The organism is Pseudomonas sp. MF6396 (genome assembly GCF_002018915.1).
Taxonomy (GTDB): Bacteria; Pseudomonadota; Gammaproteobacteria; order Pseudomonadales; family Pseudomonadaceae; genus Aquipseudomonas; species Aquipseudomonas palmensis.
The window spans coordinates 20,241-32,689 of record NZ_MVOK01000032.1; the positions used below are offsets into that span (position 1 = coordinate 20,241).

The 12,449-nt window shown below is 65.1% G+C and carries 9 protein-coding genes; 5 read left to right on the forward strand and 4 right to left on the reverse strand.

All coding sequences use genetic code 11. The features are described from left to right. Positions 1 to 269: 269 nt before the first annotated feature. Positions 270 to 1,151: a LysR substrate-binding domain-containing protein gene (locus MF6396_RS24420; protein ID WP_058541275.1), complete on the forward strand. Its 882-nt coding sequence runs from the start codon at positions 270 to 272 to the stop codon at positions 1,149 to 1,151. 66 nt (positions 1,152 to 1,217) lie between these two features. On the opposite strand, the gene MF6396_RS24425 is transcribed toward MF6396_RS24420, so the two are convergent. Beyond that, positions 1,218 to 2,054: a bifunctional allantoicase/(S)-ureidoglycine aminohydrolase gene (locus MF6396_RS24425; RefSeq protein ID WP_043861160.1), complete on the reverse strand. Its 837-nt coding sequence runs from the start codon at positions 2,052 to 2,054 to the stop codon at positions 1,218 to 1,220. A 364-nt stretch (positions 2,055 to 2,418) separates the two neighbouring features. Between MF6396_RS24425 and MF6396_RS24430 the strand changes: the two genes are divergently transcribed. Both MF6396_RS24430 and aldA read left to right on the forward strand, forming a co-directional pair. Further along, positions 2,419 to 4,575: a PQQ-dependent dehydrogenase, methanol/ethanol family gene (locus tag MF6396_RS24430; RefSeq protein ID WP_054915158.1), complete on the forward strand. Its 2,157-nt coding sequence runs from the start codon at positions 2,419 to 2,421 to the stop codon at positions 4,573 to 4,575. Positions 4,576 to 4,592: 17 nt separating this feature from the next. Then, a complete protein-coding gene (gene aldA / locus MF6396_RS24435) occupies positions 4,593 to 6,026 on the forward strand; it encodes an aldehyde dehydrogenase (RefSeq protein WP_078481745.1) in 1,434 nt (477 codons plus the stop codon). A 101-nt stretch (positions 6,027 to 6,127) separates the two neighbouring features. On the opposite strand, the gene MF6396_RS24440 is transcribed toward aldA, so the two are convergent. Both MF6396_RS24440 and MF6396_RS24445 read right to left on the reverse strand, forming a co-directional pair. Continuing rightward, the gene (locus MF6396_RS24440) at positions 6,128 to 8,023 is read right to left on the reverse strand and encodes a sigma-54-dependent Fis family transcriptional regulator (protein ID WP_054915157.1); all 1,896 of its coding nucleotides are present in this window, start codon (positions 8,021 to 8,023) and stop codon (positions 6,128 to 6,130) included. Positions 8,024 to 8,159: 136 nt separating this feature from the next. Then, positions 8,160 to 8,873 (reverse strand): LuxR family transcriptional regulator, encoded by a 714-nt coding sequence (locus MF6396_RS24445; RefSeq protein WP_058541272.1) that lies wholly within the window; start codon positions 8,871 to 8,873, stop codon positions 8,160 to 8,162. Between the two features lie 211 nt (positions 8,874 to 9,084). Here MF6396_RS24445 and MF6396_RS24450 point away from each other — a divergent pair, with 211 nt between their 5' ends. Together MF6396_RS24450 and MF6396_RS24455 are read left to right on the forward strand one after the other, a co-directional pair. After that, positions 9,085 to 9,390 (forward strand): DUF3077 domain-containing protein, encoded by a 306-nt coding sequence (locus MF6396_RS24450; protein ID WP_078481746.1) that lies wholly within the window; start codon positions 9,085 to 9,087, stop codon positions 9,388 to 9,390. A 125-nt stretch (positions 9,391 to 9,515) separates the two neighbouring features. Further along, complete coding sequence (locus MF6396_RS24455) at positions 9,516 to 10,202, forward strand: lysophospholipid acyltransferase family protein (RefSeq protein ID WP_160328371.1); 687 nt, start codon at positions 9,516 to 9,518, stop codon at positions 10,200 to 10,202. Between the two features lie 65 nt (positions 10,203 to 10,267). Here MF6396_RS24455 and MF6396_RS24460 read toward each other — a convergent pair whose 3' ends face one another. Then, entirely contained in the window at positions 10,268 to 12,445 is a 2,178-nt protein-coding gene (locus MF6396_RS24460) for a malate synthase G (RefSeq protein ID WP_078481747.1), read from the reverse strand. Positions 12,446 to 12,449 lie beyond the last annotated feature (4 nt).

A 12,449-nucleotide genomic window follows, 5' to 3' on the forward strand; every position in this document is an offset into this window, starting at 1 on the left:
AAACACTCCGTGTTCAACAGGTTCAATGTGCGTTGGGCCCTCCACGCACATGAATTAGATCCCACTGGCGCGCACTGCGTAACTACCTGATCGGGTAGTAATCGGTTTAACGTTTGGATGTATTTAAACTATTCAATCAACAGTTGGTTCTATCGACGATAGACGGCCACTTCGCCGACAGGGCCGGTGCCTGCGGGTTCATGTCACTGGTTGCCGCGCCGGGGGGCGCATGGTAGAACCCTTGCACCATTCATGAATCGAATCTACGCATGACCCTCAGTCTGAAACCGAATAGGTCTCTGTTCGACCTCGACCTGCTGCGCGCCATCGTGGTGGTGGCCGACTGCGGCAGTTTCACCACAGCGGCCACGCGCCTGCATTCCACCCAGTCGACCATCAGCCAGAAGGTCCGGCGCCTCGAGGAGATGGTCGGTCACCGCCTGCTCGAGCGCGGCAATCGCGAGGTGCTGCCCACCGACGCCGGCCAGACCCTGCTCGGCTATGCCCGCCACATGCTCGCCCTCAACGACCAGATGCTCGAAGCCCTGGCCGGCGCCACGGTCGGCGTGACCCTGCGCCTGGGCGTACCCGAAGACTTCGTTGGCGGGCGCACCACCAACGCGCTGTCGGCGTTCAACCGCAAGCACCCGCAGGTCAAGCTCGAAGTCACCAGCGGCCTGTGCCGCGACCTCAGCCAGAGCTACGACAACGGCGAGCTCGACCTGGTGCTGCTCAAGCAGCGGCGCAACGGTCGCGAAGGGGTGGCCAGCTGGCCGGAGCAATTGCGCTGGATCGACAGCGCACACAACCCGGCCCTGGCGCTGGACCCGATCCCGCTGGTGACCTTTCCGCCACGCGGGCTGTACCGCGACGAAATCATCAGCGCAGTAGAGAGCCTGGGCCGGCGCTGGCGCATCGCGTTCACCAGCTCCAGCCTCAGCGGCATTCAGGCCGCCGTGGCCGACGGCATGGGTATCAGCCTGCTGCCGCCACGCGCCGTCACCGCCGAGCACCGGGTGCTCGGCGAGGCGGATGGCCTGCCGGTGATCGACAGCTACGAGATTCTGATTCTGCATCGCCAGACGGCCGACCCGATGGTACGAGCGCTGGCGGGCGTGTTGACCGGCCTGCTCGAAGCACAGGCGGTGTGAGCCTGCGGGTCACTTCCCCACAAAAAAGCCCGCCAGTCACGGCGGGCTTTCTGCATCGCTACCTGCTTAACGCTTTGGGTTCAGCGTCAGGTTCACGTTGCGGTTCACATCCTTGTACAGCAGGTAGCGGAACGGGCCAGGGCCACCCGAGTAGCAGGCCTGCGGGCAGAAGGCGCGCAGCCACATGAAGTCGCCGGCTTCCACTTCGACCCAGTCCTGATTCAGGCGGTACACCGCCTTGCCTTCCAGCACGTACAGGCCGTGCTCCATCACGTGGGTTTCAGCGAACGGGATGGTGCCGCCCGGCTGGAAGGTCACGATGTTGACGTGCATGTCGTGGCGCATGTCGGCCATGTCGACGAAGCGGGTGGTGACCCAGGCGCCATCGGTGCCCGGCATCGGGATCGGGGTAACGTCCTGTTCGTTGGTGACGAACGCTTCCGGGTGCGCCAGGCCTTCGACTTCCTGGTAGTGCTTGCGGATCCAGTGGAAGGTCACGTTGGCCGCGCTGTTGTTGCGCAGGCTCCAGTCGGCGCCCGGCGGAATGAATGCGTAGCCGCCTGGCTTGAGGGTGTACGGCTTGCCTTGCAGGGTGATGTCGACTTCACCTTCGACCACGAACAGAACCGCCTCGGCGTTCTTGTCCTGCTCCGGGCGCTCGCTGCCGCCTTCAGGGGCAACTTCGACGATGTACTGCGAGAAGGTCTCGGCGAAACCCGACAGCGGGCGGGCGATGACCCACATGCGCATCTTGTCCCAGAAGGGCAGGTGGCTGGTGACGATGTCACGCATCACGCCCTTGGGGATCACCGCGTAGGCTTCGGTGAACATGGCACGGTCTGTCAGCAGCTCGGTCTGAGCCGGGTGCCCGCCGTGGGGGGCGAAGTAAGTGGTTCTGGACATGGACAGTCTCGATGTTTGTTGTTGTGTCCCCCGGGCCAGCCTGCGGCGGGCGGCCCCGTTCAGGGATTGCACCGCTACGTTATGACCATCTTTAGCTATCCACAAATTAAATGTTGAAATCCCTGCCATTCGATTTGTGAATGTGGCGTGCGCCGGGCCAGCACTGCGCTACAGGTGTGCGCCTTGTGTAGCGGGTGATGCAACACCTGTAGCGTTGATTGCAGCGCGGGCGGCATCGGTGCGGCGCGCGCAAAGCCGCGTGCCAGAGCGGTTGTGGCGGTTCATGTCACAGCTGGCATGGCGGTTGCGATGAGCTGATGGCGCAGCGCGAAGACTGCGCCACTAATAAGAACAGGACACTCCCATGAGACAGACTGGCCTCGCCTCGCTTCCCCTCAAATCCCTTGCCGTTGCCGTGCTGCTGAGCCTGGCGGGTACACCGGCGCTGGCTGCGGACATCCCGGCCAACGTCGATGGCGCGCGCATCATCGCCGCCGACAAGGAGCCCGGTAACTGGATGAGCACCGGGCGCACCTACGACGAACAGCGCTACAGCCCGCTCAAGCAGATCAGCGACCAGAACGTCGGCCAGCTGGGCCTGGCCTGGAGCTACAAGCTGGACCTGGACCGTGGCGTGGAAGCCACCCCCATCGTGGTCGACGGGGTGATGTACACCACCGGGCCGTTCTCGGTGGTGTACGCGCTGGATGCGCGCGACGGCAGGCTGATCTGGAAGTACGACCCGCAATCGGACCGCCACCGCGCCGGCGAAGCCTGTTGCGACGCGGTCAACCGTGGCGTGGCGGTGTGGAAGGGCAAGGTCTACGTGGGCGTGCTCGACGGGCGCCTGGAGGCCATCGACGCCAAGACCGGCCAGCGCGCCTGGTCGGTCGACACCCGCGCCGACCACAAGCGCAGCTACACCATCACCGGCGCCCCTCGGGTGGTCAACGGCAAGGTGGTGATCGGCAACGGCGGCGCCGAGTTCGGCGTGCGGGGCTATGTCACCGCCTACGACGCCGAAACCGGCAAGGAGGCGTGGCGCTTCTACACCGTGCCGGGCGACCCCAAGCTGCCGCCTGAGGGCAAGGGCATGGAGATCGCCGCCAAGACCTGGTTCGGCGATGCCTATGTGGAGCAGGGCGGTGGCGGCACCGCCTGGGACTCGTTCGCCTACGACCCGGAGCTGAACCTGCTGTACATCGGCGTGGGCAACGGCTCGCTGTGGGACCCCAAATGGCGTAGCCAGGCCAAGGGCGACAACCTGTTCCTGTCGTCCATCGTGGCGGTCAATGCCGACACCGGCGAATACGTGTGGCACTACCAGACCACCCCGGGCGATGCCTGGGACTACACCGCCACCCAGCACATGATCCTGGCCGAGCTGCCCATCGACGGCAAGCCGCGCAAGGTGCTGATGCAGGCGCCGAAAAACGGCTTCTTCTATGTGATCGACCGCGCCACCGGCGAGTTGCTGTCGGCCAAGGGCATCGTGCCGCAGAGCTGGACCAAGGGCATGGACATGAAGACCGGGCGGCCGATCCTGGACGAAGAGAACGCCGCCTACTGGAAGAACGGCAAGCGCAACCTGGTGACCCCGGCGTTCTGGGGTGCGCATGACTGGCAGCCGATGTCGTACAACCCCGACACCGGGCTGGTGTACATCCCGGCGCACATCATGTCGGCCTACTACGAGCACATCCCCGAGGCGCCCAAGCGCAACCCGTTCAAGAGCATGTACCAGCTGGGCCTGCGCACCGGGATGATGCCCGAAGGCGCCGAAGGCCTGCTGGAGATGGCCAAGAGCTGGTCGGGCAAGCTGATCGCCTGGGACCCGGTCAAGCAGCAGGCCGCCTGGGAAGTGCCCTACGTGACCATCTTCAACGGCGGCACCTTGAGTACTGCGGGCAACCTGGTGTTCGAGGGCAGCGCCGACGGGCGGGTGATCGCCTATGCCGCCGACACCGGCGAAAAACTCTGGGAGCAACCGGCTGCCAGCGGCGTGATGGCCGCGCCCGTCACCTATAGCGTGGACGGCGAGCAGTACGTGACCTTCATGGCCGGCTGGGGCGGCGCGTTCTCCACCTTTGCCGGGGCCCTGTCGCTGCGGGCCGGCGTGCAGCCGTACGCCCAGGTGCTGACCTACAAGCTGGGCGGCACCGCCAAGCTGCAAGAGCCGGCGCCACGCCCGGACACCCCCAAACCACCCGCGTTGAGCAACGACACCGCTTCGATCGAGGCGGGCGCCAAGCTGTACGACGGTTACTGCTCGCAGTGCCACGGTATCCACGCGGTCAGCGGCGGCGTGCTGCCCGACCTGCGCAAGCTCACCCCGGAAAAACACCAGATGTTCCTGGGCATCCTCTTCGGTGGCCGCGTGCCGGATGGCATGCCGTCGTTCGCCGACGCCTTCACCCCCGAGCAGGTCGACCAGATCCACCAGTACCTGATCAAGCGCGCCCACGACCTTCATCAGGAAGGCGATACCTGGAAGCAGTTCAGCGCCAAGTCATCCCATTGAAAAGGAGCCATTGACCCATGAGTGACGTCATCTACCAGAACTACATCGCCAATGCGTTCGTCGACAGCGACGCGCAGATCGAGGTGCACAACCCGGCCAATGGACGACTGCTGGGGCGCGTGCCCCAGGCCAGTGACGCGCAGGTGGAGCAGGCCATTGCCGCCGCGCGCAAGGCCCAGAAGGGCTGGGCCACGCGCCCGGCCATCGAGCGCGCCGGCTACCTGCGCAAGATCGCCAGCAAGGTGCGTGACAACGCCGAGCGCCTGGCGCGCATCATCACCGCCGAGCAGGGCAAGGTGCTCGGCCTGGCCCTGGTTGAAGTCAACTTCACTGCCGACTACCTGGACTACATGGCCGAGTGGGCGCGACGCCTGGAAGGCGAGGTGCTCACCAGCGACCGCGCCGGTGAAAGCATCTTTCTGCTGCGCAAGCCGCTGGGTGTGGTGGCCGGGATTCTGCCGTGGAACTTCCCGTTCTTTCTGATCGCCCGCAAGATGGCGCCGGCCCTGCTCACGGGCAACACCATCGTGATCAAGCCCAGCGAGGAAACACCGATCAACTGCTTCGAGTTCGCCCGCCTGGTGGCCGAGACCGACCTGCCCAGCGGTGTGTTCAACGTGGTGTGCGGTACCGGGGCGACCGTGGGCCATCGCCTGACCAGCCACGCCGGCATCGACCTGATCAGCTTCACCGGCAGCGTGGGCACCGGCTCGCGGATCATGGCCGCGGCGGCGCCGAACATCACCAAGCTCAACCTGGAGCTGGGCGGCAAGGCGCCGGCCATCGTGCTGGCTGATGCGGATCTGGAGCTGGCGGTCAAGTCGATCACCGCGTCGCGGGTGATCAACACCGGGCAGGTGTGCAACTGCGCCGAGCGGGTGTACGTGCAGCGCGAGGTGGCGGATGAGTTCACCGACAAACTGGCCAGCGCCATGGCCGCCACCCGTTATGGTGACCCGCTGGCCGAGGCGGATCTGGACATGGGCCCGCTGATCAACCAGGCCGCCCTGGACAAGGTCGGGCAGATGGTGCGCACCGCCACCGGGCAGGGCGCGCAGTTGGTGACCGGGGGCGCGGTGGCCGATCGCGGGCAGGGCTTCCACTACCAGCCGACGGTGCTGGCCGGCTGCTCGGCCGACATGGAGATCATGCGCAAGGAGATCTTCGGGCCGGTGTTGCCGATCCAGATCGTGGAGAGCCTGGACGAGGCGATTGCGCTGGCCAACGACAGTGAATACGGGCTGACCTCATCGCTGTACACGCGCAGCCTGAGTGCAGCGATGCATGCCAGCAACGCGCTGGATTTCGGCGAGACCTACATCAACCGCGAGAACTTCGAGGCCATGCAGGGCTTCCATGCCGGCACGCGCAAGTCGGGGATCGGTGGGGCCGATGGCAAGCATGGGTTGTATGAGTACACGCATACCCATGTGGTCTACATCCAGATCTGAGGCCCAGGTAGCCTGTTAGGGCCTCATCGCGGGTCAAGCCCGCTCCCACAGCCTGTGGGAGCGGGCTCGACCCGCGATGGGTTGCACAGCAACCCCTGCCATCACAACCGATCATTGGGCTGCACCACCCCGTACTTCTTCATCTGCCGATACAGCGTCGAGCGCGCCACCCCCAGTTCAGCCGCCACCGCACTGATGTTCCAGCGATGGCGCCGCAACCTTTGCAGCAACTCGCTGGCCGGGTCCTGGCTGTCGATGCGCAGCGGCTCGCCGCGCACCACCTGCACCACTTCCGCCGGCAGGCAATCCACGTCGATCACCCCGTCCTCGGCCAACGCCACCGCGTAGCGCAACGCATTGAGCAACTGACGAATGTTGCCCGGCCACGCATGGGCATGCAGGCACTGGCGGGCCTGTTCGGTCAGCCGCACGCCGCTGCTCTGCGCCGCCAGTAACTGCTCGATCAACGCGCCCCGGTCACTGCGTTCGCGCAAGGCCGGCAACGCCAGGCTCATGCCGCCCAGGCGGTAGTAGAGGTCCTCGCGAAAGCGCTTGTCGCCAATCATCCCGTGCAGGTCCTGGTGGGTCGCCGACACCACCTGCACGTCCAGCGCCACCGGCGCCTGGGCGCCAATCGGGAAGATCTCGCGCTCGGCCAGCACCCGTAGCAAACGGGTTTGCAGGTGCGCCGGCATGTCGCCTATCTCGTCCAGAAACAGCGTGCCGCCGGCGGCCAGTTCCAGCTTGCCCTTCATGCCCTTCTTGTCGGCCCCGGTGAAGCTGCCGCCGCGGTAGCCGAACAGCTCGCTCTCGATCAGCGTCTCGGGAATCGCCGCGCAATTGAGCGCGATGAACGGCCCGGCGCGCCGCGCACTGGCCTGGTGGATGGCGCGGGCGAATGCCTCCTTGCCGGTGCCGGTCTCGCCGGTGATCAGTATCGGCAGGTCCTTGTCGAGCACCTTGCGCACCCGCTGCACCGCCTGTTGCAGGCGCGCATCGCCGCCGGCCAGCTGCTGCAGGTCGGGGTGGCTGCTGCGCACCGGCGGTCTGGCCGGGGCAGGGCGGTGGCGCTGCGACGGTATGCGCAGGCCCACATCCAGCAAGGCGTCGTCCTGCTGCCCGCGCAGGCGCACGCCGCGTGCACCGCCCTGGGTCAGGTGCAGCAGTTCATCCACCGAGGTTGGCAGCAGGCTGTCGATGCGCGCACCCAGCAGCGGCGCCGCATCGCGCTGGTGGGCAACGAAGGTGGCGCGGTTGGCGCCGATGATGCGGCCGTTGTCGTCCAGCGCCAGCAACTGCTCGTTGGCCAGGTCGGCTATGTCGTCGATGGGCTTGAGCGACAGGGTGAGGCGGTCGCGGTAGCACTCGCGAAAGTGCGCGTTCTCGATCAGCCGCGCATACAGGATCACCAGTTGCAGGGTCAGGTACTGCGCCTCCTTGGGCCCGTTGCTGTTCAGGCAAGTGGCGTTCAGGCAGCCACGCAGCAGGCCCTGGGCGTCGAAGATCGGTGCCACCGAGCAGCTCAGGCGAAAGTTGGAGGCCAGAAAGTGCTCTTCGCGGTGGATGATCAGCGGCTGCGCGGCGGCCAGGGTGGTGCCGATGCCGTTGGTGCCGGCAATCGACTCGTCCCAGCGCGCGCCCACCACCAGCCCGGCCTGGGTATAGATGTGGCTGGCTTCGGGCAGGCGGGTGTCGAGGGTGATGCCGTGTTCGTCGCTGAGCAGCACCGCGAACCCGGCCGGCACCACGCGCCTGGCCAGGCCGCTGACGCCCTGGCTGGCGATGGCCAGGTATTGCTGGTGCTGCTGTTGATGCTGGCGGATGGCGTCGGCGCCCAGCACATGGGTACGCCCGGCGGCGCCGGGGTCGAGGCGATGCTCGACCACGCTGCGGTACCAGGACTGCGCAATGACAGGGTCGGGGCGGATGCCGCGCTCGGGGAAGTGATCGTCGACGAAGGCCGCAAGATCGCTCGGGCTGGTCTGGGTATGCTGCATGCTGGGCTCCCGTCGACCGTGGCGCGCGCAGGGGCGGCTCACCGTCATCTTGTTGTCTCGGGCCAGGGGCGGGCACCGATCTGTGCCTACCTTAGTCGCTGTGTCGGGAATTTTCAGCTATTGATGCAGCCCTGGCCTAGAAAAGCATCCCCAGCAGAATTGCCTTCACCGTCGCCTCGGCCTTGTTGCTGGCCTGCAGCTTGCGCATGGCGTTGACCAGGTGGAACTTCACCGTGCGGCTGTCGATGGTGAGGATGATGCTGATCTCGCTGTAGGTCTTGCCCACGGCGGTCCATTTGAGCACTTCTTTCTCCCGTGCGGTCAGGGCCTTCTGGGCCTCGGGCAGGTGGGTCTGGGCAAAGAAGCCGGTCATGGCACTGTGCGCCAGTTGCGACAGCCAGATGAGCTTGGCTTCCTTGGCGTCCAGTTCCAGTGTGGAGATCGGGTCATCCGGGCGGGACAGGGACAGCAGGCCGATGGTGCCGTAGTCGCCCTGCACCGACAGGCACCAGCCGTGGTCCAGGCTGTAGTGCCGCGCCTCTTCCCAGAATGCCTGCTGGTGCTGCTGTTGCGCGGCAGCCCACTGCAGGGGCGTGGTGCGGGTCAGCCCGTGGGCCACCGTCGGGTCGCAGGAAAAATAGTCCTCGGCCACGTACCTGGCTTCCCAGGCGCTGGGGTAGTTGGAGCGCAGGATGAACTGCGGGGCGGCGATCGGCAGCGGATTCTTCAGCCCATAGGAACAGAACTCGAAGTCCAGCTCGCGGGTAAGCCGGGTCAGCTCGCTGAACAGCTCGCCTTCGTTGCGGCACCCCGTCACCACGGCAATGAACCTTTCGCGCCAATCACTCACTTGAATGTCACTCGAGAGCTGAAAAATGAAACTCAATGTTATGAGCAAGATTTTTAAACATGAAAGTGCATGTTTTTATACGAATTGAAAATGGATATTGCCAAATCCAGTCAACCCATACAGGCCAGCTTTTCCTGCCCTAACAGGCAGCTATTGGGCCCGTCGCAACTTTGCTTAACTACGGGTTCAAAACTCTGACATGGACTTCATCATGAAAAAAATAGTCGACGAGCGTCCTGGACTTCTGCTGTGTGAAACGGCGGAAACGATGATAGGCCAATCTGCCGAGTATCCAGCACTGTTCTGTGTCCGTTCCGGTATCAGTGCCGAAGAGGCTCTGGTACATGCGGCCCTTTACCTTAAATGTGCGGCCTCGACGAGCTTGAAAACCGTTGAGGCAAACGCGCAGGAGTGTCGGGGCCTGGCATGGTCGACGGTGCATTCGGTAGAGATGGCCTCAGCATTGATTAGCGCCGTTTTAACCGGCATGAGAAGCAGCAACCCCAACGAAAGTTGAATTGACGTTATCACAGGGTGCTTTGGATATATCCATTTGTTATTGTGTGCCCGCGATGACCGTATCTTGATGTTGCGGGTAGGAGACCAAGTGCCTAGGAAGGTGATAGTGCAATGATTGCGTGTGTGCGTTGGCTGTTGGTCGTGCTGTTCGTGGTGGTGACGTTTCCGTTCCTGTGCCTGGTGCTGTTGCTCAACCCGCGCAAGCAGGACAACCTCTACCTGGCCTGCAAGGTCTACAGGGCCATCAACTGGATCTTTGGCGTGCGCGTCGAGGTCGGTGGTTTCGACGCCATCGCGCCCGACCGCTCCTACATCTATGTGGCCAACCACCAGAGCAACCACGATGCGTTTGTCGTGGCCCAGGCGCTGCGCCCAGGCACGGTGATCGTGGGCAAGCAGTCGTTGCGCTGGCTGCCGTTGGCCGGGCAACTGTACTGGCTGACCGGCAGCCTGTTCATCGACCGCAGCAACCCGCGCGCGTCGATCACCAGCCTGCGGCGCATCGCCACCCGCGTGGCCCACAGCAATACATCGCTCTGGATCTTCCCCGAGGGCACGCGCAACACAGGGCAGGGCGTGCTGCCGTTCAAGACCGGTGCATTTCGCATCGCCAAGGAAATGGGCATCGGCATCATCCCCGTGACCATCAGCCCGGCAGTGCGCCGGATCCGCCACAACGCCCTGGGCTGCACCGATGTGAGTATCGTGGCGCACCGGCCCATCGAGGCCGACCTGGTGGCCAGCATGGATGCCAAGCAGCTGGCGTCGTATACGCGGGAAGTGGTCAACAATGGGTTGCCCATCGTGTAGTTGCCGGGGCCTTCGCCCGCAAGGCTGGTTCCTGCAGGAGCCAGCCTTGCGGGCGAAGAGGCCCGTCAGTTCGCCGCCTTGAACCTCAAGCGCCACGCATGCAGCAGCGGCTCGGTATACCCGCTCGGCTGCTCACGCCCCTTGAACACCAGGTCGCTGGCGGCCTGGAACGCCATCGAGGTGGCGAAGTCCGGCGCCATCGGGCGGTATGCCGCATCCCCGGCATTCTGCCGGTCGACCACCACCGCCATGCGTTCGAGCACCTCGCGTACCTTGGCCTCGCTCACCGTGCCATGCAGCAGCCAGTTGGCAATGTGCTGGCTGGATATACGCAAGGTCGCACGGTCTTCCATCAGGCCGACGTTGTGGATGTCCGGTACCTTGGAGCACCCGACTCCTTGCTCCACCCAGCGCACCACGTAGCCGAGAATGCCCTGGCAGTTGTTCTCCAGCTCCTGCAGTTTTTCCGCATCGCTCCAGTTCGGACGCGGCGATACCGGAATGGTCAGCAGGTCGTTGAGCAGGCTGTCACGCTCGCCGGCCAGGTCGATGCGCTGCAATTCGCTCTGCACCCCCTGCACGTCCACCTGGTGATAGTGCAGCGCATGCAGCGTGGCGGCCGTGGGCGAGGGCACCCATGCGGTGGTGGCACCGGCCTTGGGGTGGCCGATCTTCTGCACCAGCATGTCGGCCATCAGGTCGGGCATGGCCCACATGCCCTTGCCGATCTGCGCGCGCCCCTTGAGCCCGCAGGCCAGCCCCACCAGCACGTTGTTGCGCTCGTAGGCGGTGATCCACGGCGTGGACTTCATGTCGCCCTTGCGCAGCATCGGGCCGGCTTCCATGGCGCTGTGCATCTCGTCGCCGGTACGGTCGAGAAAGCCCGTGTTGATGAACACCACCCGCTCGTGCGCTGCGCCGATGCACGCCTTGAGGTTCACCGAGGTGCGCCGCTCCTCGTCCATGATGCCCATCTTCAGGGTGTTGCGCGGCAGCGCCAGCAGGTCTTCGACACGCCCGAACAGTTCGGCGGCAAACGCCACTTCGGCAGGGCCGTGCATCTTCGGCTTGACGATGTACACGCTGCCGCTGCGCGAGTTGCCGCGCCGCTGCAGGTCGTGGATGGCGATCAGGCCGGTGAGCACCGCGTCCATGATGCCCTCGGGAATCTCGGCGCCATCGCCATCGAGAATCGCCGGGTTGGTCATCAGGTGGCCGACGTTACGCACGAACAGCAGCGAACGGCCATGCAGGGTCAGCGTTGCGCCATCGGCCGAGGTGTAGACGCGGTCCGGGTTGAGGCGGCGCACGCGGGTCTTGCCGCCCTTGCTGATCGCTTCGCTCAGGTCGCCTTTCATCAGGCCCAGCAGGTTGCGGTAGATCAGGGTCTTGTCTTCGGCATCCACCGCGGCCACCGAGTCCTCGCAGTCGAGGATGGTGCTCAGGGCGGCTTCGACCAGCACGTCCTTGACCCCGGCCGCATCGGTCTGGCCGATGGCGCTGGTGGGGTCGATCTGGATCTCCAGGTGCAGGCCGTTGTTCTTCAGCAGCACGGCGTTCGGCAGGGCGGCATCACCCTGGAAACCGACGAATTTGGCGGGGTCTTTGAGTGTGGTGGTCAGGCCGCTGATGAGGTCGACGCGCAGTTGCCCGTCCTCGATGCGGTAGGCCTTGGCCTCGGCGTGCGAGCCGCCGGCCAGCGGTGCAGCCTGGTCCAGGGCCTTGCGTGCAAAGGCGATGACCTTCTGGCCACGGCGCGGGTTGTAGCCCTCGCCAGCCTCGGCGCCGTCGGCGTCGCTGATCGCGTCGGTGCCATACAGCGCGTCATACAGCGAGCCCCAGCGTGCGTTTGCGGCGTTGAGCGCATAGCGCGCGTTCATCACCGGCACCACCAGCTGCGGGCCGGCCTGTTCGCACAGCTCGCTGTCGACGTTGGAGGTGCTCACCGCCACCTGTTCAGGCACCGGCACCAGGTAGCCGATCTCGCTCAGGAAGGCGCGGTAGGCCGGCATGTCGGCCACCGGGCCCGGGTGGGCGCGGTGCCAGGTGTCCAGCGCGGCCTGCAGGCGGTCGCGTTCGGCGAGCAGGGCGCGGTTCTTCGGCGCCAGGTCGTGCACCAGGGCGTCGAAGCCTTGCCAGAAGTTGGCCTCCGGCACACCGGTGCCGGGCAGGGCCTCGGTTTCGATGAAGTGCTGCAGGGCGCTCGCGACCTGCAGGCGTTGACGCTGAATACGGTCGTTCATGTTC

Excerpts from the sequence above, each read along its gene's own strand:
- MF6396_RS24420 (WP_058541275.1), top strand. The coding sequence starts at position 270 with ATGACCCTCAGTCTGAAACCGAATAGGTCTCTGTTCGACCTCGACCTG.
- MF6396_RS24425 (WP_043861160.1), bottom strand. The coding sequence starts at position 2,054 with ATGTCCAGAACCACTTACTTCGCCCCCCACGGCGGGCACCCGGCTCAG.
- MF6396_RS24430 (WP_054915158.1), top strand. The coding sequence starts at position 2,419 with ATGAGACAGACTGGCCTCGCCTCGCTTCCCCTCAAATCCCTTGCCGTT.
- aldA (WP_078481745.1), top strand. The coding sequence starts at position 4,593 with ATGAGTGACGTCATCTACCAGAACTACATCGCCAATGCGTTCGTCGAC.
- MF6396_RS24440 (WP_054915157.1), bottom strand. The coding sequence starts at position 8,023 with ATGCAGCATACCCAGACCAGCCCGAGCGATCTTGCGGCCTTCGTCGAC.
- MF6396_RS24450 (WP_078481746.1), top strand. The coding sequence starts at position 9,085 with ATGAAAAAAATAGTCGACGAGCGTCCTGGACTTCTGCTGTGTGAAACG.
- MF6396_RS24460 (WP_078481747.1), bottom strand. The coding sequence starts at position 12,445 with ATGAACGACCGTATTCAGCGTCAACGCCTGCAGGTCGCGAGCGCCCTG.